This is a genomic window from Pseudoalteromonas sp. MSK9-3 (assembly GCF_003590335.1).
In the GTDB taxonomy this organism is placed as follows: Bacteria; Pseudomonadota; Gammaproteobacteria; order Enterobacterales; family Alteromonadaceae; genus Pseudoalteromonas.
On the sequence record NZ_MIET01000032.1, the window covers coordinates 53,356 to 74,030 of the forward strand.

At 42.0% G+C, this 20,675-nt stretch carries 17 protein-coding genes; 1 reads left to right on the top strand and 16 read right to left on the bottom strand.

Features of this window, described 5'->3' with window-relative positions; translation table 11 throughout:
• Positions 1-26: 26 nt before the first annotated feature.
• Entirely contained in the window at positions 27-2,000 is a 1,974-nt protein-coding gene (locus BGP78_RS14410; protein ID WP_119862027.1) for a monovalent cation:proton antiporter family protein, read from the bottom strand.
• A gap of 143 nt (positions 2,001-2,143) precedes the next feature.
• Here BGP78_RS14410 and BGP78_RS14415 point away from each other — a divergent pair, with 143 nt between their 5' ends.
• Positions 2,144-3,040 (top strand): GGDEF domain-containing protein, encoded by an 897-nt coding sequence (locus BGP78_RS14415; RefSeq protein ID WP_119862028.1) that lies wholly within the window; start codon positions 2,144-2,146, stop codon positions 3,038-3,040.
• Between the two features lie 54 nt (positions 3,041-3,094).
• Here BGP78_RS14415 and BGP78_RS14420 read toward each other — a convergent pair whose 3' ends face one another.
• From BGP78_RS14420 to BGP78_RS14490, 15 genes are all read right to left on the bottom strand, one after another.
• Positions 3,095-3,442 carry a hypothetical protein gene (locus tag BGP78_RS14420; protein ID WP_119862029.1) on the bottom strand — a complete coding sequence of 116 codons (348 nt, stop codon included), beginning with the start codon at positions 3,440-3,442 and terminating at the stop codon, positions 3,095-3,097.
• Positions 3,432-4,757 carry a tRNA lysidine(34) synthetase TilS gene (tilS, locus tag BGP78_RS14425; RefSeq protein WP_119862030.1) on the bottom strand — a complete coding sequence of 442 codons (1,326 nt, stop codon included), beginning with the start codon at positions 4,755-4,757 and terminating at the stop codon, positions 3,432-3,434. The genes BGP78_RS14420 and tilS overlap by 11 nt, the downstream gene beginning before the upstream one ends.
• A 56-nt stretch (positions 4,758-4,813) precedes the next feature.
• Positions 4,814-5,770 carry an acetyl-CoA carboxylase carboxyl transferase subunit alpha gene (gene accA / locus BGP78_RS14430; RefSeq protein ID WP_119862031.1) on the bottom strand — a complete coding sequence of 319 codons (957 nt, stop codon included), beginning with the start codon at positions 5,768-5,770 and terminating at the stop codon, positions 4,814-4,816.
• Between the two features lie 19 nt (positions 5,771-5,789).
• Entirely contained in the window at positions 5,790-9,278 is a 3,489-nt protein-coding gene (dnaE, locus tag BGP78_RS14435; protein WP_119862032.1) for a DNA polymerase III subunit alpha, read from the bottom strand.
• A 2-nt stretch (positions 9,279-9,280) separates the two neighbouring features.
• Entirely contained in the window at positions 9,281-9,874 is a 594-nt protein-coding gene (gene rnhB / locus BGP78_RS14440) for a ribonuclease HII (protein ID WP_119862033.1), read from the bottom strand.
• The gene (lpxB, locus tag BGP78_RS14445; RefSeq protein ID WP_182912292.1) at positions 9,864-11,018 is read right to left on the bottom strand and encodes a lipid-A-disaccharide synthase; all 1,155 of its coding nucleotides are present in this window, start codon (positions 11,016-11,018) and stop codon (positions 9,864-9,866) included. Before lpxB ends, rnhB begins: the two co-directional genes overlap by 11 nt.
• Before the next feature lie 85 nt (positions 11,019-11,103).
• Positions 11,104-11,874 carry an acyl-ACP--UDP-N-acetylglucosamine O-acyltransferase gene (gene lpxA, locus BGP78_RS14450; RefSeq protein ID WP_119862034.1) on the bottom strand — a complete coding sequence of 257 codons (771 nt, stop codon included), beginning with the start codon at positions 11,872-11,874 and terminating at the stop codon, positions 11,104-11,106.
• 2 nt (positions 11,875-11,876) lie between these two features.
• A complete protein-coding gene (fabZ, locus tag BGP78_RS14455) occupies positions 11,877-12,329 on the bottom strand; it encodes a 3-hydroxyacyl-ACP dehydratase FabZ (RefSeq protein WP_010361634.1) in 453 nt (150 codons plus the stop codon).
• 12 nt (positions 12,330-12,341) lie between these two features.
• Positions 12,342-13,382: a UDP-3-O-(3-hydroxymyristoyl)glucosamine N-acyltransferase gene (gene lpxD / locus BGP78_RS14460; RefSeq protein ID WP_119862035.1), complete on the bottom strand. Its 1,041-nt coding sequence runs from the start codon at positions 13,380-13,382 to the stop codon at positions 12,342-12,344.
• Entirely contained in the window at positions 13,382-13,900 is a 519-nt protein-coding gene (locus tag BGP78_RS14465; RefSeq protein ID WP_119862036.1) for an OmpH family outer membrane protein, read from the bottom strand. The genes lpxD and BGP78_RS14465 overlap by 1 nt, the downstream gene beginning before the upstream one ends.
• 11 nt (positions 13,901-13,911) lie before the next feature.
• Entirely contained in the window at positions 13,912-16,383 is a 2,472-nt protein-coding gene (bamA, locus tag BGP78_RS14470; RefSeq protein WP_119862166.1) for an outer membrane protein assembly factor BamA, read from the bottom strand.
• Positions 16,384-16,454: 71 nt separating this feature from the next.
• Positions 16,455-17,807, bottom strand: coding sequence for a sigma E protease regulator RseP (rseP, locus tag BGP78_RS14475; protein ID WP_119862037.1), 1,353 nt, complete (start codon positions 17,805-17,807; stop codon positions 16,455-16,457).
• Between the two features lie 2 nt (positions 17,808-17,809).
• A complete protein-coding gene (gene ispC, locus BGP78_RS14480; protein WP_119862038.1) occupies positions 17,810-19,003 on the bottom strand; it encodes a 1-deoxy-D-xylulose-5-phosphate reductoisomerase in 1,194 nt (397 codons plus the stop codon).
• The gene (locus BGP78_RS14485; protein ID WP_119862039.1) at positions 19,000-19,866 is read right to left on the bottom strand and encodes a phosphatidate cytidylyltransferase; all 867 of its coding nucleotides are present in this window, start codon (positions 19,864-19,866) and stop codon (positions 19,000-19,002) included. Before BGP78_RS14485 ends, ispC begins: the two co-directional genes overlap by 4 nt.
• 11 nt (positions 19,867-19,877) lie before the next feature.
• Positions 19,878-20,651 (bottom strand): isoprenyl transferase, encoded by a 774-nt coding sequence (locus BGP78_RS14490; RefSeq protein WP_119862040.1) that lies wholly within the window; start codon positions 20,649-20,651, stop codon positions 19,878-19,880.
• Positions 20,652-20,675: the final 24 nt, after the last annotated feature.

Genomic DNA, 20,675 nt, shown 5'->3' on the forward strand with positions numbered 1-20,675 from the left:
TACAACATTAGTTTTAACTTTACAAACTACACAAAGCCTTCGAGTAAATACTGTTCAGCACGTTCAACACGACGAGGTTTGCCTTTTAATAATAAAACATCGCTGACTAACAACATAGTGTCTATGGGAGGCGAGTCAATTTCTTCCCCATTTCTGCGTAAAGCCGTGATCACTACCTTTTGTTTATCCAATGCGAGCTCGGCTATGGTTTTATTAGCCGCATAAGCAGATTCAGGCAGTGCAATTGCATGTAAATATTCAAGCCTGTCTGTTGTCTGTTCAGATAAGTCTGCACTGTCACCGGCAAAGAAGCCGTGTAAATACTCATACCTATTTTGCCGCTCTTTACTGACTCGCTTTAAAATCCGGCGCATCGGCACTCCCGACATGTACAATACATGCGACACCAGCATTAAACTGGCTTCTAACGCCTCTGGCACCACTTCTGTTACACCCAATTGCTTAAGCGCTTCTAGGTGAATATCATCGCGCATACGCACTAAAATTTTAACGTTAGGGGCTGCTTGCTTAACAGAGTCGATTAACTTTTGGCACTGTTCAAAGTCACTACAGGTAATGATCAATAACCGTGCTTGATCAACACCCGCTGACTCAAGAATGCTCTTTTGCCCTGCATGACCAAATAATACTGGCTCTCCTGCGGTTTGTGCCTCTTGTACTAAGATGGGATTACGCTCAATAGCGACATAAGGGATCGCTTCAGGTTTTAAAAATCGAGCAATGGTTTGTCCTACACGGCCATACCCTAAAATGACCACATGATCATTGAGTGACTTGACCCCTAAACTATTCTGTAAGTCGTCAGCAAAGCGCTCCTTGTCAATGTTAAACCAACTTAAAATACGCTCTGTTTGCTCTATTAGATAGGGGGTAAGCGCCATAGAAAAAACCCCTAACGCAATTAAGAATGAGGCAATATTGGCATCCAATAGGTGGTGTTTACTGGCAAGGGCTACCAGCACAAATCCAAACTCGCCCATCTGCCATAATAAAATCCCCGTTGCTAGCGCATCTTTTTTTCGTTCGCCCATAAGTTGCGCTGAACACATAATAATGAGTAGCTTAAATACCAATAAAACAACCAATGCCAATATAATGTAGAAAAATGATGCGATCACATAAGGCACATCCAACTGCATGCCCACCGTAACAAAAAATAGTCCCATTAAAATGTCACGAAAGGGCCTAATTTCAGCTTCTAACTGATGCCTATATTGGCTTTCCCCAAGCATCATGCCGGCTAAAAATGCACCTAAGGCCATAGATAAACCAAACAAGTAAGTCAGGCCGCCAGCACATAATGCAACCACGATTGTCGTCAGTACAAATAACTCATCGGTTCGCACCAATGCTACTTCATTAAATATTTTTGGCAGTAACCACTTACCTACAGCCCACAAAAACACACATACTAACGCCCCTTTGGCTAAAGCAAAACTCAATGCCCCCACCAAAACTTGGTTGTCTGATTGGGCTATTAATGGAAATGCAATTAGTAAGGGAACAACGGCAATATCTTGAAACAACAGGACGCCAATAGCCAGTTGACCACTGCGTAAATTGAGGGAACCAGATTCTTTTAATAACTTCACCACCACAGCCGTAGACGACAAAGCAACTAAGCTAGCAATGACAAAAGCTTCCAGCCAATTAAATTGCAAAAACCACAACAGTGTAGTCCCTAACAAAGTGGTCAAAACCACTTGTAAACTGCCTAAACCAAACACCAAATGGCGCATAGCCATTAATCGGGGAACTGAAAACTCTAAACCCAAACTAAAGAGCAAAAATACAATACCGAGCTCTGCTATGAAATGCATTTCATAGCTTATTGTCATCCAACCAATACCATGACCACCAGCCAAAATGCCAGTCACCAAATACGCTAAGATTGCAGGCAAGCCAACGCGTTTAAACAGCCAAACTAATATCACTGCGGCAAGTAGTAGCGCAAACACTTCGGCAAATATGTTCTGCAAATAGCCTCCTGAGCGTCAAAAAGTTGGTAATAAGATTTACTAAGCTAACTTAACTATAGCAAGCAGCTGTTTTTCAGCCAGTTTAAATTTGTGGCACGGATCTGGCTTTATGTTACCTATCATTGTATTTAGGGGAACGATTTATGGAGAATGTCCATATATTAACGCAGCGAATACCAACGCGTGGCGACTACTTGCCGTTCAGCAACGAACAGTTTGTTGATAACATACCTGATCCTGCGCATCGCTTAGTTGAGCAACTACAAACCACATTGCAACTTGATGAACAACTTACTTTGTTTGCCGAGTTTGCCAAACGTATAATTAAATTGTCTGGCTTACAGTTTCATTCGTCATTGGGCGTGGCGCAAATGAAAGAAAGCGACAATCAACATACCCCCTATTCATTTGATCTAGAAGTCAATGGTGAACATTTAGGGCAATTGGTCTATTTTTGTCAGTATCAATTGAGTAGCAGTATTCAAGGTAAGCTGTGTCATTTACATAACGCACTGCTTTATCCATTGCGTAACGCATTGATGTACAATCGTGTACTGCAGCTTGCGACAAAAGACGCACTCACCGGTTTAAACAATCGCAGTCAATTTAATGATAATCTAGCACAAAAGCTAGAGCGTAGCCGTCGCCATCACCGTAGCTTTAGTTTAATGCTATTAGACTTAGATCATTTTAAAGCAGTGAACGATATACACGGTCACAAAGCCGGTGATGAAGTGCTGGTTGAATTTTCTCATATTTTGCAGCAATCAATTAGAGCTACTGACAGTGTTTACCGATTCGGAGGAGATGAATTCGCCGTATTAATTGATGATCCTGAATTCCCAACGAATAAACTCATTGCTGAGCGAATTATGGCAGCAGTAAAAAATTGTAGTTTACTCGCAAAGTTTGGCGTAACAGCCAGTATTGGATTTACATTGGCTGCCAGCCATGATTGCGAGAACGTCATTTTCTCTCGCGCAGATAAAGGCTTATACAAAGCAAAAGCGGCAGGAAGAAACTGCGCTCACGCGGTTTAACCACATCGGCTCAGCCCCCCTAGCTGAGCCTTTTTTCTTACGTATTTTCTGGTATTACTTAGCAAACTTACTTAAATAAATATGATATACGAGTAATGAAAACGCTAAACCAAAAAAGTACCCATTGATAACCCACGCCAACGACATAAAATTGGGTAATTCAGTCATAACAATCAGAAATAAAGGCATCAACACTGCGGCGATAAAAAAAATACCGCCTTTCCCATGCCAGTAAGCCAATAAGGTCGCACTGGTTAAATGACCAAACACCACAGCATACACAATGTTGCTGACGTTTAATGTATCGGTGAGCGCTAATCCCAAAAAAATAACGCCGGTCAGTAATACGCCCCAAGGCGACTGCTTTGCCAAAGATGCGCCAATTTTTACGTTATTTATCATTATACTTTTCCCAAAAAACACCATCACAACTTACTTTAAAATCGTGATTAAAATAATATCCGACTACTTGCACCAGCACATCATTATAATAAATCAATGGGATATGATCTCGTTGCCATACGGGGACCCCTGCATCTTTTAGCCAATGTTTAAGCGTATTTCTACCGGGTTTTGCATACGGCCTTATTTTATCTTTTGCCCGCCCGTATTTCACTGATACAACTTCATCACTTAAGGGCATACGTATACCCGCACCATAATTTACACTGAGTGTGTCTGTCGTATTCAATACGATATTACTCACCCCAATATCTTTATGCTCTATTGGTGCTGTTTGCGTTTTGACCCAGTATAATAACCCTCGATGTCGTCGAATAGACCCTGACTGTAAGTCAATTTTCAACTGGGCATCTATTTTACTGTTAAAGCTTTGCGTTAGTATTTGCTCTAATTGCGCTAAAGACGGCATGGCAACTTGCTGATGAGACAACCAGGCTCTGACCACATTTTTCTGCCTAATAACAGAGCGTTCTGCAAGTTTACTCAAATCAATGCAGTCATCATCATTATTACGATATAAACAGTGTTGTAGGTCTTCATCGGTGATTTCGTCAATCAGCTGCTGCTGTTGCTGTAATAGTTGAATGCTTCTTGTGGTGCTTGAGAGTAAACCTTTAAAGCGAGACTTTAATAAGGGAATAACCTGATTACGTAAGTAGTTTCTGTCGTATTGATCTTGCTGATTCGATTCATCTTCGATATGCGATAGCGTGTAATGCTGAGCAAATAATTCAATCTCTTCACGGCTACAGGTCAATAGTGGTCTAATACACTGGCGGCCATTAGCCAATTGGGTTGTTGCTTTCATTCCACCTAAACCCAATAAACCTGAACCGCGCTTTAAACGCAGTAAAAATGTTTCCAGCTGATCATCCGCATGCTGGCCCAACACTAACAAAGCATCAGTGTCAGCCATTTGATCTAACGCTTGATACCTTAATTCTCGGGCTTGTGCTTCAATACTATGCCGAGGCTTATGCTCAATAACGACACGCTGTGACTGAAAAGGCACAGCAAGGCGTTCACATAACGCTTGGCAAAACTGTAGCCAATCACTGGCATGCTCTGACAAGCCATGATTAATATACACCGCAGAAAGTGCTATTTCAGGGTGTGAACTACGCAATGTAGCACATAAATGCAACAGTACAACGGAGTCAATGCCACCAGAGAGCGCCACACACAAAGGGCGTTGTGTAGGGTTAAGTTGCTCAATAGCCGTTTCAAACTGCTTGTATAAAAAACTAGATTTCATAATAATTAAAACGCAAAAAAGCCGCTAATGCGGCTTTTTACGCTAATTTTTCATACTTAGCAATAACCGAAAGACATAAGCCTTTGGTAACGCTGTTCAAGCATGTCTTCAGTGCTTAAAGCTTGAAGATCTGACAAATCGCGTTTTAATTGTGCTTTAAGGTTTTTAGCCATCACATCATAGTTTCGATGTGCACCACCTAACGGCTCATCAACAATGCTATTGATTAAATCAAGCTCTTTAACACGTGTAGCAGATACACCCATCGCTTCAGCAGCTAGCGGTGCTTTATCAGCACTTTTCCAAAGAATTGACGCACAGCCTTCTGGCGAGATCACTGAGTAAGTGCTGTATTGCAGCATATTTACTCTGTCACCTACACCAATCGCTAACGCACCACCAGATCCTCCTTCACCGATGACAGTACAGATAGTTGGTACTTTAAGTGCTGCCATAACTTTTAAGTTACGCGCTATAGCTTCACTTTGACCACGCTCTTCTGCACCAACACCAGGGTATGCCCCAGGTGTGTCAATGAAGGTGATAACTGGCATTTTAAAACGCTCAGCCATTTCCATTAAGCGTAATGCTTTACGGTAACCTTCAGGTTTTGGCATACCAAAGTTGCGCTTGATCTTCTCAGCAGTATCACGACCTTTTTGCTGGCCAATTATCATTACTGGCTGACCTTCAAAACGTGCCACACCACCAAGAATAGCAGGGTCATTTGCGAACGTACGATCGCCTGCAAACTCATCAAATTCAGTAAATATACGTTCAATGTAATCGCGAGTATATGGGCGCAGAGGATGACGCGCTAACTGAGAAACCTGCCAAGCACCTAAACCAGAAAAAATCTTCTGTGTTTGCTCAACATTTTTTTCTTTTAGACGACTAATTTCATCTTCCAAGCTCAGATCCAAACTACCTGAACGGCTAACATTTTGTAATTCTTTAATCTTTGCTTCCAATTCTGCAATTGGAAGTTCAAAGTCAAGATAATTGAGACTCATGCTCTAAACTACCTATTAATTAAAATTCGAGTTCTATTTCTTGCGCCGCCATTTGCGACAACCGAGTTAATAAGTCGTCAGTTGGCGTCACACACCATTCGGTCCCTAGTGTTAGCTCAGCTAACGCATCTGGACGCTGGTACATGATCTTTATCGGACATGTACCAAATTTATACGGTTCTAACACTTTTCGTAAATTATCGAAGAAGTTTTCGTCCATTTGCACCATGTTTAGTGTCATTTTAATTGCTCGAACTCGCTTTTCACGCGCTTGAGCTATGGTACAGACATCTCTGGCAGTCATTGTAATGCCACCAGAGAAGTTATCAAAGCTGACCTGTCCTGATATTACCAAGATTTGGTTAATTTGCAGCAATTCTTGGTATATTTCAAACTGTTCAGGGAATAAGCGTACATCAATTCGGGCGCTTTTGTCATCTAAAGTTATTAACCCCCAACGATTGCCTTTTTTATTTATTAACGTACGTGCATTAATCACTAAACCTGCAGCAGTTGATTGCACATCACGATTCGTTGGCTGCAAATCAACTAATTTACCCGATGTATAGTGCCTGAGTTCACGTCGATATTGATTTATTGGATGACCTGTTAAATAAAGGCCCAGTGTTTCTTTCTCGCCATCTAACCATTCGTTATCGGTAAGAGGCCTTGCCGGCACAAACGCTTGCTCAACTTCTTCAGGCTCTACGGCTAGTAAACCAAATAAATCTGATTGGCCAATCGCCTCCGCTTTATGGTGTTGTTCGGCCGACTTCATTGCATCTTTCACACTAGCGAGAAGTATTGCACGCCCTGCTTGCGTGCCATCAGGGCCAAGTCTATCTAATGCACCAGCGTAAATGAGCTTTTCTAAGACCCGTTTATTGAGGCGTTTTAAATCAACACGTGCACAAAAGTCGAATAAATCTTTAAACTCTCCCCCCTTTTCACGACATTCTAAAATAGTGTCAACAGGGGCTTCACCTACGCCCTTGATTGCCCCTATTCCATAGACGATCTCACCTTGCAAATTTACAGTAAATTTATATTCGCCAGCATTCACATCTGGGGGTAACAGCGTCAACTTCATGTTTTCACATTCATCGACCAGAATAACGATCTTTTCTGTGTTATCCATATCTGCCGACATTACCGCCGCCATAAATTCAGCCGGAAAGTGCGTTTTCATCCACAAGGTTTGATACGACACCAAGGCATAAGCTGCTGAGTGAGATTTGTTAAAGCCATATCCAGCGAATTTCTCTACCAAGTCGAAGATTTTCATCGCCAACTCGCCATCAACGCCGTTATTTACCGAGCCCTCTTCAAACGTCGAGCGCTGCTTGGCCATTTCTTCTGGCTTTTTCTTACCCATAGCCCGACGTAACATATCTGCGCCACCAAGCGTGTAACCGGCGAGAACCTGCGCAATCTGCATTACCTGCTCTTGATATAAGATAATACCGTAGGTCGGTTCTAAGATAGGGATAAGGCTATCGTGTTGCCACTGTACATCTGGGTATGATAGCTCTTCTCGGCCATGTTTACGGTCGATAAAGTTATCTACCATACCTGACTGAAGTGGACCAGGACGAAATAGTGCAACGAGGGCGATCATGTCTTCGAAGCAGTCAGGTTTCAGCCGTCGAACCAAGTCTTTCATACCACGAGATTCTAGCTGGAATACCGCGGTTGTTTCAGCGCGTAACAACAACTCAAAGCTCTTGCGGTCATCCAGTGGAATGGCTGCAATATCAACATGCTCTTTGCCTTCACGCGTAAGCCGCTCATTAGCCATATCGAGCGCCCACTGCAAGATAGTAAGCGTTCTCAAACCTAAGAAGTCAAATTTAACCAACCCTGCCGTTTCAACATCGTTCTTATCGAATTGGGTAACAGGAAATTTACCCTCATCATCACAATACAAAGCAGCAAAATCAGTAATGGTGGTCGGTGAAATAACAACACCACCGGCATGCTTACCTGCGTTTCGAGTACAGCCTTCCAAAATACGACACATATCGATGAGATCTCTCACTTCCTCATCACTGTCGTATACCTCAGGTAAACGCGGTTCTACATCAAATGCCTTGGCAAGCGTCATGCCCGGATCACCGGGCACTAATTTAGAGATCCGGTCAACAAAACCATACGGGTGACCTAATACTCGGCCAACATCACGAATTACCGCCTTTGCCGCCATAGTACCAAAGGTAATGATCTGAGATACGGCATCACGGCCATAAAGCATGGCCACATGGTCAATTACTTCATCACGCCTATCCATACAAAAGTCGACATCAAAGTCGGGCATTGATACCCGCTCTGGGTTCAAAAATCGCTCAAAAAGCAAATCAAATTCAAGAGGGTCTAAATCAGTAATTTTTAAGGCATATGCCACCAAGGAACCAGCACCAGATCCCCGCCCAGGCCCTACTGGAATATTGTTATCCTTACTCCACTGAATAAACTCCATTACGATCAAAAAGTAACCCGGAAAACCCATTTGGTTGATTACATCTAGCTCTAGCTGTAGACGGTCATCATACTCAACCCGTTTTACTTTTCGATCTTCTTCTTCTGGAAACAGAAATTGTAAACGCTCTTCTAATCCATCCCGTGAGACTTTAACTAAAAAGTCTTCAATATTTAGGTCGCCTGTTGGGTAATCTGGCAAAAAGTAAGTGCCTAACTGCACGGTCACATTACAACGCTTAGCGATTTCAACCGTATTTTGTAATGCTTCTGGTATGTCGCTGAACAGCGTTTGCATCTGCTCTGGCGTTTTTAAATATTGCTCTTTTGAAAAGCGTTTAGGTCGGCGTTTATCTTCTAGCGTATAGCCATCAAAAATAGCAACGCGGATTTCATGGGCATCAAAATCTTTTTCGTGTAAAAAGACCACTTCATTAGTTGCGACAACCGGTAAATTACGTTGTTGTGCAATCTCTACTGCTGCATGTAAATACGATTCTTCGTCAGCTCTGCCTGTGCGTATTAGTTCAAGGTAGAAGTTATCTGCAAAATGCTCTTCATAAAATTGCAGCGTATCTAATACGAGTTGTGGATTACCTTTTAATAACGCTTTACCCACATCGCCATCTTTGCCTGCAGACAGTAAAATAAGCCCTTCTTTATGCTGGGCTAACCACTGTTTATCAACCACTGGGCGGTGAAACACATGCCCTCGTTGATAGGCTTCAGAGATCAATAAAGTCAGGTTTTTATAGCCTGTATTATCTTTCGCTAGCACCACTAAACGACAAGGTTCGTCTGGAAACTGATCGCTTTTAAGCCAAATATCCGCTCCCACAATCGGCTTCATGCCAGCACCATGGGCCGTCCCATAAAACCGAACCAGACCACAGAAGTTCATTTGGTCTGTAATAGCAAGTGCGGGTAACGCTAACTCTTGTGCTCTAGCGACGATAGGCTTAGTTTTAGCTAAACCATCAACCATAGAAAAGTCACTGTGTACTCTTAAGTGAACAAAACTCGGCTCTGCCATTGTTATACCTTACCTGCAATAATACGTTGTACTGGCTTAAATGTGGTTCTATGATGTGGTGTTACACCATGTTCTTCTAATGCTGCAAAGTGCGCCTTTGTTGGATAACCTTTATGTGCTGCAAAACCATACTGCGGAAACTCGGTATCTAATGCGAGCATTTCAGCATCTCTGGTCACTTTTGCTAAAATAGACGCCGCACTGATCTCTGCAACTAAGCTATCTCCTTTAACCACACTTTGTGCATTCATCGATAATTTAGGTAAACGATTACCATCAACAAACACAAAATCTGGCTGAATGGATAACCCTTCAACAGCTCGGCTCATCGCCAGCATCGTTGCATGTAAAATATTAAGCTCGTCTATTTCTACTACCGATGAACGCGCCACAAAATAACACAAAGCTTTTTCTTTTATTTCTGCCGCAAGCGCAAGGCGTTTTTTCTCGGTTAGCTTTTTTGAGTCGGCCAATCCTGAAATCGGGTTATTAGGGTCTAAAATCACGGCTGCGGTCACAACATCACCAACTAAAGGCCCACGACCCACTTCATCTACACCTGCGATATACTGCACATCAGGACGTTCAACTTGCATCTATTAACTCCGCTATGGCTTTAGCAGCCTGCTTACTTGCATCTAATCTAATATTTTCGTGTATTTCATAAAAACGTTTTATTAACGTATCACTCTCACCGCGTAACATGGGTAATAGTGCATCAACCAAAGCATCAGCGTTACACTCTTGCTGCAAAAACTCAGGGACCAATGGCGCATCAGCGAGTAAATTTGGTAAAGAGAAATATTTAATATTAAACGTGAAAAAGTTTTTAAATATCCAGTAACTTGAAGGCTTAAATTTATAACCAACAACCATGGGTTTTTTATATAACATAGCTTCTAGCGTGGCGGTACCTGACGCCAATAACACTGCATTGGCAGCCAGCATCGCTTCACTTGACTGACCTTCTAATAAAATAGGTCTTAAATTAGGCGCTACATCCGCGAGCACAGCTTCAAATTGTGTCTTTCTTTTGTCATTAACCAATGGGACAACAATTTTCAGTTTTGGGAGTTTTTCTTTTAATAGTTTCGCCGTTTGTATGTATGTGCTACTTAACAAACCAACTTCAGACCCTCTGCTACCGGGCAACAAAGCCAAAACTAAATCATCAGCTTCCAAACCTAAGGTAGCTCTTGCCTCATTTGAGTCCATTTCAAGTGGAATTTCATCGGCTAATGTATGACCTACAAACGTACAAGGTACATCATGCTTATCGTAAAATGCCTTTTCGAAAGGGAGTAATGACAACACTAAATTGGTGGCTTCTGCAATAGTGAATATTCGTTTTTGACGCCAAGCCCAAACAGATGGACTAACATATTGTACCGTCTTTATTCCTGCTTGTTTTAATGGTTTTTCCACTCTTAAATTAAAATCGGGTGCATCTATGCCAATATAAACATCAGGCGGGTTGTCAATAAAGTACTGTACTAATTTCTTTCGAATTTTTAATAAACGAGGTAAGCGCCCGAGCACTTCGACCAGCCCCATCACTGCCAGCTCTTCCATATCAAATAATGTGCGGCACCCCGCTTGCTGCATTTTAGGCCCAGCAATGCCAACAAACTCTGCATGAGGATAATGTTGTTTCAATGCTTGGATAAGGCCTGCACCCAAAATGTCTCCTGACAGCTCTCCAGCCACAACACCTATGGTTAATTTTTTTTCATTCATCATGTTTATTATCTGAGTTTGTATAAATAAAAACGCCATACAAAATAACCTGTATGGCGTTCATCATAGTCTTTATTACACGGGCTGACTAACGAATAATACCGCGATCTGACGTATCTAAAAAGTCGATCATTTGTTTCACCGCACCAAACTGTTTAGCATCTTCCTCTAACGACAGAACGGCTTCTTCAAGGCTATAACCTTTACGATAAAACGCCTTGTATGCACGTCTCACAGCCATTATTTCATCGCTATCAAAACCTCGGCGTTTCATGCCTTCGGTATTAATTGCAGCCGGCTTAGCAGGGGTGCCTGTGGTTGTAACAAACGGTGGGACATCTTTATTAACGCCTGAGTACATACCAATAAATGCATGATCACCAATCTTGCAAAATTGATGAACCCCAGTATTACCAGCTAAAATCACCCAATCACCCACATGCACGTGCCCTGCAACACTGGCGCCATTGGCAAAAATAACATTACTACCAATTACAGCATCATGCGCAACATGCGTATATGCCATAAATAGGTTGTTACTGCCGATGCGAGTAATACCTTGATCTTGAATTGTGCCTCGATGAATCGTCGCACATTCTCGAATAACGTTATTATCACCAATAATTAGTTGTGTCGGCTCATCCTTGTACTTTTTATCTTGGCAAGCTTCACCCACTGAAGCAAACTGAAAAATATGATTGCCCGCTCCAATGGTCGATGGTCCTTTTATCACAACATGAGACTCGATAATACAATTATCACCTAGCACAACATCATGACCAATATAACTATATGGGCCAACTTTTACGTTGTTACCCAGCTTTGCACCCGATTCAATAATCGCAGTAGGATGGATCACTGTTATAACTCTCTTCTCGCACACATTAGCTCGGCGCTGCACACTACTTTGCCGTCTACCTTTGCTTCACCGTGAAACTTCCATATGTTTCGGCGCTCTTTCACAAAATCAATATGCAAATGCATGGTATCACCAGGTAAAACTGGTTGCTTAAATCGTGCATTATCGATTGCTGCAAATAAGTATAGTTCACCTTCGCTACGATGCTCTACGGTTTTAAAACCGAGTAACCCCGTGGCCTGTGCCATAGCTTCTAAAATCATCACACCAGGAAAGATAGGCTGTCCTGGAAAATGCCCGGTAAAAATAGGCTCATTTACTGTGACATTCTTAATTGCATGTAAATACTCACCAGCTTTATAGTCGATCACTTTGTCGACTAACAACATTGGGTAACGATGAGGTAATAGCTTTAATATCTCTTGTGTATCAAAGCTGTTTAATTCGTTTGCCAAAGTAGCATCCTTTTAATCATCAATGTTTTGTAGTTGCTCAGTCAGTGTTTCTAACGACTTCAAACGCTGCTTGAACTCTGATAAATTGCGAAAATGAGCGATATTACGACGCCATTCTTTATTCGCTGAGTGTGGTATTCCAGATGAATATACTCCAGATTCGGTAATCGCTTTAGTGACCATGGTCATACCCGTGATGATAACACCATCACAGATGTCTATATGACCATTGATACCAACTAAACCTGCAATTTGGCAATGTTTGCCAATCGTCGAGCTACCAGCGATAACCGTTGCTCCGGCTATCGCAGTACCTTCACCAATCTCAACGTTATGTGCAATTTGGATCAAGTTATCTAAAATTACATTGTCATGAATAACCGTATCATCCAGTGCACCTCGGTCAATAACCGTATTCGCACCAACTTCAACGCTATTGCCAATATTGACACTGCCAACTTGAGGGATTTTGATCCACTTTCCAGCTTCATTCGCGTAGCCAAAACCATCGCTACCAATAACAGCCCCTGATTGGAACAAGCAATTATCACCAATTACAACATCATGATAAACCGTTACATTGGCCCATAGCTTGGTATTGTTACCAATTTTGGTATTGCACCCAACAAAGCAACCAGGACCAATTTGAACGTTGTCGCCCAAAATAGCGCCCGCTTCAATCACCGCATTTGCACCGACACTCACACTGTCACTTAATTGAACGCTACCATGAATTACAGCAGAAGAATGTACATTCGACGCAGACGCAGGTGTCGTATCCATCATTTGAGCTAAGTGAGCATAGGCAATATAGGCATTCTTCACGACAATTTTATTACCTGAAAAATGCGCAGCCTCTTCTTGTGAAACAATCACCGCACCGGCACCTGTTTGCTCAAGTTGATTGCGATATTTTTTATTCGCTAAAAAGGCGATCTCTGTTGGGCCAGCCTTAGATAGTGTGGCAATTCTGTCAATTACATAATCACTATCACCAACTACGGACGCATCAATATGCGCCGCTAGTTGCCCCAAGGTATACTGCTTGGTCATTATTTTTTGCTTACCGCGTCAACAATTTTGCTTGAAAGGTCCGTTACTTTATCAGGATTGAAGTAAATAGTGGTATCTTTAACTCGTACTTCGTCAAACTTTCCTTTTTTGGCAACAGTTTGAATTGTGCTAATGATCACTTCCTGAACCTTTGCAAGCTCTTGGTTTTGTCTAACTTTAATCTCTTGCTCTAAAGGGCGGCCCTTTTCAGTCAACGTCTTTTGCATACCTTGAATTTTTTCACGTAGGGCTGCTTTTTGGTCGTCACTCATGGTCGCGCTTTCACGCTTGAACTTTTCAGCTTCAAAACGAATGTCGCCTTGGATTTTTTCAAGCTCTTGACGGCGCTCTGCAAACTCAGTTTGCAATTGCTGCTCAATTTTAGCCATTTGTGGAATTTGCTTGTAGACCTGTTGCATATCTACAATACCCACTTTATGAGCAAGTGCGCTCGCAGAAGTACCCATAATTAGTGCAGCCATTACTGTTACTGCTGTCGTTTTAAATAGTTTGTTCACAAATTAACTCCTTAGAATGTATTACTGATATTAAAGCTGATAGCTTTTGTTTCATCGTCTTCTTCTTGTCTTAACGGATGAGCAAAACTAATCAACATTGGTCCCATCGGTGAAATCCACTGAATGGATAAACCAGCTGAGACCCTCAATCTATTTGGATCAGAGTAATCATCAAGTTGATTAAACTGATGTTCAGGTAAATGCATGTAGCGATCTATATCAAACTCAGTGTCCCACACGTTCGCAGCATCCACAAAAAAGCTAGTTCGAACCGAACTGGTATTATCTTCATCTAAAAATGGCGTAGGTACAATCATTTCAATACCCGCAACAACCTTGGCATTACCACCAATTCGACCCCCTTGAATAAGTTGGTCAAATTCAGGGTTGCCACCAATATTTCCGCTTGGAGAGCCATCAGGTAATGTTGAACCTGGTAAAGGAAGTGGAGAGCGCTGTAACGCTCGAGGTAAGATAGTATTTCTATCAAAACCACGTAGTTCCATTTCGGTAATTTTAAAAAACTCTTGGAATGGTAATATTTGCTCAAAGCCGTTTGTCTCCCCATAGCCATTACCATAGCCAAGTGCCGCACGAGCAGAGAATACCCACCGGTGATCATTACTGATAGGCCAGTAAAAGCGCGAGTCGTAATTGATTTTAAAGTAGTTTAAGTCAGAGTTAGGTGTTGTCGCAGTTAAGCTCAATGATTGACGTGAGCCATCGGTTGGGAACATACCACGGTTAACCGTAACTCGAGACCAGCCTAGGCTTAATTCATACTTAGTAAAATCAAAATCTGCACCTGGGTTTTCTTCGTCAAGGAAACTCAATCGTAAAATTCGGGTCTGTTCATATTCAGCGATATCTGACAGAGACTCTTCTATCCAACGACCACTCAGGTTAATTCTATTAACCGCGTCAATAGGAAAACCAAAGCTCGTCCCTAAACCATAATTACGTTGTTTATAGTCAATTAAACTGTATTTGCTCGCATCTAAATTGCTGAAGAAAATACTACTACCTTGCGATACCCCATCCGGTGTAAAGTAAGGGTTTGTATAAGAAACACTGTAGCGGTCTGAACCTTTTGACGTATTAATATTAAACGCTACTTGGTTACCTGTACCCAAGAAGTTAGATTCGCTGACACCCACATTAAATTGCATGCCTCCATATGAACCATATGCAACACCTGCCTGAAAACTGCCTGCTGGTTGCTCTTTCACATCAAAATCAATATCAACCTGATCATCAATACCTGAAATTGGCTTAATATCAAACTCAACACTTTCCATGTAAGGTAAACGCTGGATTTGCAGTTTTGAGCGCTCTAAATTTCGGTTAGATAACCAAGCACCCTCTAGTTGTGTCATCTCACGGCGTACCACTTCGTCAGCTGTCACCTGGTTACCATTGACCATAATACGACGTACATAGACGCGCTTGCCTGGATTAACCGATAAGGTTAATTTAACTTCTTTGTTTTCATCATCAATTTCGGGGATAGTACGAACTTCAGCATTCGCATAACCAAACCGAGCTAAATAGCTCTTAATAAACTCTTCAGAGGAAGTAACGACTGAGCCATTATAGAGCTCACCCGCGCGTAATGGGATCACACTTTTAACAAGCTCTTCTCTGCCGAGTAAGTCACCGATAAAATCAAAGCTTTTAACCGAATACTTTTCACCTTCAGTCAAGTTAGCCGTAACATAAACAGACTCTCGCTCAGGGCTTACAGATACTTGTGTTGAGTCAATATTAAAGCGTAAATAGCCACGGTCTAAATAAAAGCTGCGGATCTTCTCAAGATCGCCTTCAACTGTTTGCTTTTGGTAACGGTCATTTGACATAAACTGCCACCAAGGTAAGTCTTGCTGAGACTCAGCAAGTTTAAGCAGCTCTTCATCAGAGAATAGCTCATTACCAACAAGGTTTATTTGTCGAATAGAGGCTGCATCCCCTTCGTCAAACTCTAATTTCAATCGTACTCGGTTACGCGGTAAATCGATAATACTCACATCAATTTTCGCATTATATTTACCAATACTGTGAAAGAACTCAATCAGTCCTTTTTCGATATTATCTAGCACCGTTTTATCTAGCGGCTCTCCAGCACGAATATCTTGACCTTCTAGACTTTCATTCAGTTGTTCATCTTTAATGTCTTTATTGCCATCAAATTCGATAGACGCGATCGTTGGCCTTTCACGCACTTTAAAAATAACTTGATTGCCATCGCGTAATACAGCTATGTCATCAAAATGTCCTGACTTATAAAGCGCTTTAATGGTTCTAGATATCGTGTATTCATCTACCGAATCCCCCACATTAATGGGGATATGAGTTAAAGCGGCACCCAACGCTACGCGCTGTAGCCCTTCAACTTTTAAATCTTCTACGATAAAGGAATTTTGCCCCAAAGCGGCAAAACTTGCGCCCAGTAAGCTGGTTACTGCGAGATGTTTTTTTATAGGCATTTTATTATCTTTATCCTTTACAACAATTAGCGTCATTACGCTTTGACGGGTGTTGTATACACCAATTCGAGCTACAGTCTCGATACATCATTTAATAAAGCAAAACATGTTAGAGCGATTAATAGCAAAGCACCAACCTTAAACCCTAACTCTTGTGTCTTTTCAGAGACTGGTTTTTTACGGATTAGTTCAATTAAGTAATACATTAAATGCCCACCATCTAAGACTGGCAGCGGCAATAAATTAAAAACACCTAAGTTAACACTAATCAGAGCTAAAAAGCCCAAAAAGGCAACAATACCATAGCTTACGCTATTGCCTGCTCCTACAGCGATACCTACTGGTCCACTTAAATTTTTGACGGATACTTGACCTGTAATTAGGTTGCCAATCATATCAAAACTAAGGCTAATTAGCTCATACGTCTTTTTTATGCCCAGCACCATACTATCCAATGGGCCATATTGTCTAGTTTCTATGTACCCTAGCGGCCATTCAGCTAGCTGAGGCACAACCCCTAAGTACCCAACCGTCTCGCCACTTTTCAGTGTATTAGCCCCTGGAATGACAGTTAAACTGATTTCTTCTTGAGCGCGCATAACCATAATACGTAACGGTTGTTTTGCTGACGCCTTCACTTTATCAACCAAGGACTGCCAACTTTGTACCGGTTCAGAATCAATTGAACGTATTGTATCGCCAACTTGTAAACCCGCTTTTTCTGCTGCGGAACCAGTTTGAACATGTGCCAGTGTTAACGTGATCTCTGGGCGAAAAGGCTGTATTCCTACAGATTGAAGGGGGGCTTCATCTTGTTTATCCAGCTTCCAATTGTTTAATGGTAAAGTTCTTAAGCGGATCTGCTGCTGCGCATCCTGAACCTTAACAACAACCTGCTCTTCACCCAAATTACTCATTAAACCAAACGTGACCTCTTGCCATGATGACACTGACTTATCACCCAGCTGTAATATGTGATCACCTACTTGTAAATTTGCAGTCGCAGCTCTGCTTTGTTCAGTAACACCACCCACCACAGGTTTTATATTTTGTACGCCAATCATATACATAGCGGCTAGAACAATAATAGCGAATAAAAAGTTAGCAATGGGACCAGCAGCCACGACGGCTATTTTTGATAATACGGGTTTACTATCGAAAGCGAGATGACGCTTATGTTCTGGCACCTCGTCAACTCTCCCATCCAACATTTTGACATAGCCGCCAAGTGGGATAAGGGCAATAACATACTCAGTGCCAAGCTTATCGTGCCATTTTAATAACGGTTTTCCAAAACCAATAGAGAAACGCTGTACTTCTACAGAGCACTTTCTTGCCACCCAGAAGTGGCCATATTCATGGACGGTTACTAATATGCCTAGCGCTACAATAAACGAACCGAGATTCCATAAAAACTCAAACATAGTTAATTCAACTCACTAATACACTGTCTTGCGATCGCACGTGCTTGTGCATCTTGTTCCATAATTGCTTGTACCGAGTTTAATGAGTTTAATGTCGACTTAGCAAGCACCTCTGAATTAATTCTGTAAATGTCACAAAAACCAATTTCATTGGCTAAAAATGCCGCCACCGATATTTCATTGGCAGCATTAATGGTTGTGGTTGCCGCTTGACCTGAACGACATGCCTCTATAGCTAACGCTAAGTTAGGATAACGCGTAAAGTCAGGCTTAGAGAAGGTAAAGTTAGCGATAGTAGAAAAGTCTAACGGTGCAACCCCAGCGTTTATCCGACCTGGATAAGCAAGGCCATACGCAATTGGTGTGCGCATATCTGGTTGCCCCATTTGGGCGATAACGGAACCATCTTTATATTGCACCATAGAGTGGATCATACTTTGTGGATGAATAACCACTTCAATGTCATCTACCGCACAATTAAATAGCCACTTAGCCTCTATAAACTCTAATCCTTTATTCATCATAGTCGCTGAGTCTACTGAGATTTTTTGACCCATTGACCAATTTGGATGAGCGACCGCTTCTTTGACCGTCACATGAGGTAATGTTTTTAGATCACGTGTTAAAAATGGGCCACCAGAACCAGTCAGTAGAATCTTGTTGATCCCTTGGCTATCCAGCCCAAGGTCTGTGTTTTGTTGCAATGTATAAGGCAAACATTGATAAATTGCATTATGTTCGCTGTCAATTGGCAATAAAGTGGCACCATATTTTGCTACTTTATCCATAAATAGCTGCCCTGACATTACAAGTGACTCTTTATTGGCCAACAATACCTTTTTACCTGCCTCTACCGCAGCAAGCGTTGGTAATAACCCCGCAGCGCCAACAATGGCTGACATTACAGTATCAACGTCGCTGTGAGCAGCAAGGTCACACATCGCCTGCGTTCCGCTCAACACTTCTATATGAGTGTGCTTGAGTGCTTCTTTAAGCTGTTTTGCAGCCACTTCACAGTGCATAACAGCATACTTAGGCTGATGTGTTACGCAAAGCTTTTGCATGCTCTCAACATTACTGCCCGCTGCCAAAGCAAAGATAGAATAACGCGCTTGATTTCTTTGAATCACATCAAGTGTTGATAAGCCAATAGAGCCCGTCGCACCGAGTATGACCACATTACTTTTCATACTCATAGAGTGACTGTCCATGCATAACACAAGGCAAAAATAGGCGCTGCAGCTGTTAAGCTATCGATCCTATCTAATATGCCACCGTGGCCCGGTAATATTGAACCTGAGTCCTTTAAACCTGCTTCACGCTTAAACATACTTTCAAGTAAGTCGCCAATGGCTGAAAATAATGCAATCACCACCGTTAGCCCACCAAATAACAGCCATTGCTTTGGCTCTACGTCGGCAAAGTAACAAAATATTAAAACAAAAATAACGGAGGTAAGTACGCCACCCAACAAGCCTTCAATGGTTTTATTCGGGCTCACTCTTGGCATCAGTTTGCGCTTACCAAAGTTTTTACCCGCAAAATATGCTCCAATATCAGCACTCCATACAATACCCAGTACCACCATGATAAGTGTTGAACCATATTGTTGAGCTTGCACATATTCGGCACTGCGCATCACATTTAGCGCTAACCACAGTGGGATCAATGTCAAGACACCCGCAATGGCTCTCATCACGATACCGTCGCTCCAAGCGCGACTCATGGAGGGGTATTTGAATATTAGAAAAGTAGCGACTAGCCACCAAGCAAAAGACAAGGTAAAAATATAGTTCGCATCAGCGACTAACTTGCCCTGTTGCCAGAGTGATTCTATGGGCCAATGTACATGCAATATGGAGATAATAATGCCCATAAGCCCCACAACACACAAGCGTTGACGGTTTTTAGCTAACCCCATGAAGGCAGACCATTCCCAGGCACCGAGTAATACAATAGCGGCCGCGATAAAACTAAATAAAGCCAGTGGCGTATAAAACACCAAAAGTAGAGCCAGCGGTGCAAGCACCACTGAAGTCAAGATTCGTTGTTTAAGCAAATTAATTACCTTTAACTTGTTACTTTAGACACAGCGAGTAGTTCTTTTATTTGATCGCCCGTGCAGCCAAAACGTCGCTCTCTAGATACATAACATGCAATCGCCTCTGCAAACGCCTCTTCATTAAAATCAGGCCAGAGTGTATCTGTGAAATAGAGTTCAGCATATGCTGCTTGCCAAAGCAAAAAATTACTTATACGACAGTCTCCACCAGTTCGTATTAGCAAATCTAGTTCGCTTTGATGTGCCATTGAAAGCTGTTTTGTTATTGCTTCTTCCGTGATATCACTTGGCTGAATTTTTCCTTCACTCGCCTGCATTGCAAGTTTTTGTGCCGCTTGCGTTATATCCCAACGACCACCATAGTTTGCTGCAATATTTAATTGTAAGCCGGTGTTATTCTCTGTTAACGCATGGGCTGCCTGCACCCGCTCTTGCAAAGAGCTTGGAAAACGAGATATTTCACCAATAACGTTTAATTTAACATTATTTTTATGAAGCTTTTTCACTTCTTTGGTCAGTACAAAAAGAAATAACTCCATTAATGTACTTACTTCATCTTCAGGTCGACGCCAATTTTCGCTACTAAATGCAAATAAAGTTAATGACTCTATTTTTAGCTTTGAACAAAATTGAACTGCGGAACGAACCGCATCAACGCCTTTTTTATGACCATATGTTCGTGGACGATTGCGAGATTGCGCCCACCGCCCATTGCCATCCATAATAATTGCGATGTGTTTTGGCAATGACTGCTGCGAAATTGTGTCAGCGTTTAAACTCATAAATCCCGATTTATATAAAAAAAA

What these genes read in the sequence shown, in the direction of transcription:
- BGP78_RS14415 (WP_119862028.1), top strand. Translation starts at nt 2,144, where the DNA reads ATGGAGAATGTCCATATATTAACGCAGCGAATACCAACGCGTGGCGAC.
- BGP78_RS14420 (WP_119862029.1), bottom strand. Translation starts at nt 3,442, where the DNA reads ATGATAAATAACGTAAAAATTGGCGCATCTTTGGCAAAGCAGTCGCCT.
- tilS (WP_119862030.1), bottom strand. Translation starts at nt 4,757, where the DNA reads ATGAAATCTAGTTTTTTATACAAGCAGTTTGAAACGGCTATTGAGCAA.
- accA (WP_119862031.1), bottom strand. Translation starts at nt 5,770, where the DNA reads ATGAGTCTCAATTATCTTGACTTTGAACTTCCAATTGCAGAATTGGAA.
- dnaE (WP_119862032.1), bottom strand. Translation starts at nt 9,278, where the DNA reads ATGGCAGAGCCGAGTTTTGTTCACTTAAGAGTACACAGTGACTTTTCT.
- rnhB (WP_119862033.1), bottom strand. Translation starts at nt 9,874, where the DNA reads ATGCAAGTTGAACGTCCTGATGTGCAGTATATCGCAGGTGTAGATGAA.
- lpxB (WP_182912292.1), bottom strand. Translation starts at nt 11,018, where the DNA reads ATGATGAATGAAAAAAAATTAACCATAGGTGTTGTGGCTGGAGAGCTG.
- lpxD (WP_119862035.1), bottom strand. Translation starts at nt 13,382, where the DNA reads ATGACCAAGCAGTATACCTTGGGGCAACTAGCGGCGCATATTGATGCG.
- bamA (WP_119862166.1), bottom strand. Translation starts at nt 16,383, where the DNA reads ATGCCTATAAAAAAACATCTCGCAGTAACCAGCTTACTGGGCGCAAGT.
- rseP (WP_119862037.1), bottom strand. Translation starts at nt 17,807, where the DNA reads ATGTTTGAGTTTTTATGGAATCTCGGTTCGTTTATTGTAGCGCTAGGC.
- ispC (WP_119862038.1), bottom strand. Translation starts at nt 19,003, where the DNA reads ATGAGTATGAAAAGTAATGTGGTCATACTCGGTGCGACGGGCTCTATT.
- BGP78_RS14490 (WP_119862040.1), bottom strand. Translation starts at nt 20,651, where the DNA reads ATGAGTTTAAACGCTGACACAATTTCGCAGCAGTCATTGCCAAAACAC.